This is a genomic window from Paracoccus sp. SSJ (genome assembly GCF_030234105.1).
GTDB classification, from domain to species: Bacteria; Pseudomonadota; Alphaproteobacteria; order Rhodobacterales; family Rhodobacteraceae; genus Paracoccus; species Paracoccus denitrificans.
In genome coordinates, this window is sequence record NZ_JASSPE010000061.1 from 1 (window position 1) to 1,957 (window position 1,957).

The following is a 1,957-nucleotide window of genomic DNA, read 5'->3' on the forward strand; positions in this document are numbered from 1 at the left end:
CATGACCGTGTTCTGGTCCGTCGCGTCCAGTCGGACGAAAAGACCAAGGGCGGGCTGATCATCCCCGACAGCGCCAAGGAGAAACCGGCCGAGGGCGAAATCATCGCCGTTGGCGAAGGCGCGCGCAAGGATTCGGGCGAACTGATCGCGCCCGCGGTCAAGGCCGGCGACCGGGTGCTCTTCGGCAAATGGTCGGGCACCGAGGTCACGGTCGACGGCGAAGAGCTGCTGATCATGAAGGAAAGCGACATCCTGGGCATCATCGCCTGATCGTCCCCTTCCGATAACCCATTCTAGGAGCGATTTCGAAATGGCTGCGAAAGAAGTTAAGTTCAACAGCGACGCGCGTGACCGGATGCTGAAGGGCGTGAACATCCTGGCCGATGCGGTCAAGGTGACGCTTGGCCCGAAGGGGCGCAACGTGGTGATCGACAAGTCCTTCGGGGCGCCGCGGATCACCAAGGACGGCGTCTCGGTCGCCAAGGAGATCGAGCTTTCCGACAAGTTCGAGAACATGGGCGCGCAGATGGTGCGCGAAGTCGCGTCGCGCACCAATGACGAGGCCGGCGACGGCACCACCACCGCCACCGTTCTGGCCCAGGCCATCGTGCGCGAGGGCCTGAAGGCGGTTGCCGCCGGCATGAACCCGATGGACCTCAAGCGCGGCATCGACGTGGCGACCGCCAAGGTGGTCGAGGCGATCAAATCCGCCGCCCGCCCGGTGAACGACAGCTCGGAAGTGGCGCAGGTCGGCACCATCTCGGCCAACGGCGAGAGCTTCATCGGCCAGCAGATCGCCGAGGCGATGCAGCGCGTCGGCAACGAGGGCGTGATCACCGTCGAGGAAAACAAGGGCATGGAGACCGAGGTCGAGGTCGTCGAAGGCATGCAGTTCGACCGCGGCTACCTCTCGCCCTATTTCGTGACCAATGCCGACAAGATGATCGCCGAGCTGGAGGATGCCTACATCCTGCTGCACGAGAAGAAGCTCAGCTCGCTGCAGCCGATGGTGCCGCTGCTGGAATCGGTGATCCAGTCGCAGAAGCCGCTGCTGATCGTGGCCGAGGACGTCGAGGGCGAGGCGCTGGCGACGCTGGTCGTGAACAAGCTGCGCGGCGGGCTGAAGATCGCCGCCGTCAAGGCTCCGGGCTTCGGCGACCGCCGCAAGGCCATGCTGCAGGACATCGCCATCCTGACCGGCGGCCAGGTGATCTCGGAAGACCTGGGCATGAAGCTTGAGAACGTCACCATCGACATGCTGGGCCGGGCCAAGAAGGTCTCGATCAACAAGGACAACACCACCATCGTCGACGGCGCCGGCGAGAAGGCCGAGATCGAGGCGCGGGTGTCGCAGATCCGCCAGCAGATCGAGGAGACCACCTCGGACTACGACCGCGAGAAGCTGCAGGAGCGCGTGGCCAAGCTGGCCGGCGGCGTCGCCGTCATCCGCGTCGGCGGCATGACCGAGATCGAGGTCAAGGAGCGCAAGGACCGCGTCGACGACGCGCTGAACGCGACCCGGGCGGCGGTGCAGGAAGGCATCGTGGTCGGCGGCGGCGTGGCGCTGGTGCAGGGTGCCAAGGTGCTCGAGGGCCTGAGCGGCGCGAACTCGGACCAGGATGCCGGCATCGCCATCATCCGCCGCGCGCTGGAGGCGCCGATGCGCCAGATCGCCGAGAATGCCGGCGTCGACGGCGCCGTGGTGGCCGGCAAGGTGCGCGAGTCCTCGGACAAGGCCTTCGGCTTCAACGCCCAGACCGAGGAATATGGCGACATGTTCAAGTTCGGCGTCATCGACCCGGCCAAGGTGGTGCGCACCGCGCTGGAGGACGCCGCGTCCGTGGCCGGCCTGCTGATCACCACCGAGGCGATGATCGCCGAAAAGCCCGAGCCCAAGGCCCCCGCAGGCGGCATGCCCGACATGGGCGGCATGGGCGGCATGATGTAAACAAGCCCA

General features: G+C 66.1%; 2 protein-coding genes. Both read left to right on the forward strand.

Going from position 1 to position 1,957, the window contains the following annotated elements; translation table 11 throughout:
• The coding region (locus QPR87_RS23480) for a co-chaperone GroES (protein ID WP_074810630.1) at positions 1-270 on the forward strand (270 nt) is incomplete at its 5' end.
• A gap of 40 nt (positions 271-310) precedes the next feature.
• Positions 311-1,948, forward strand: a complete 1,638-nt coding sequence (groL, locus tag QPR87_RS23485; protein WP_011749890.1) for a chaperonin GroEL — start codon at positions 311-313, stop codon at positions 1,946-1,948.
• The last annotated feature ends 9 nt before the right edge of the window (positions 1,949-1,957 follow it).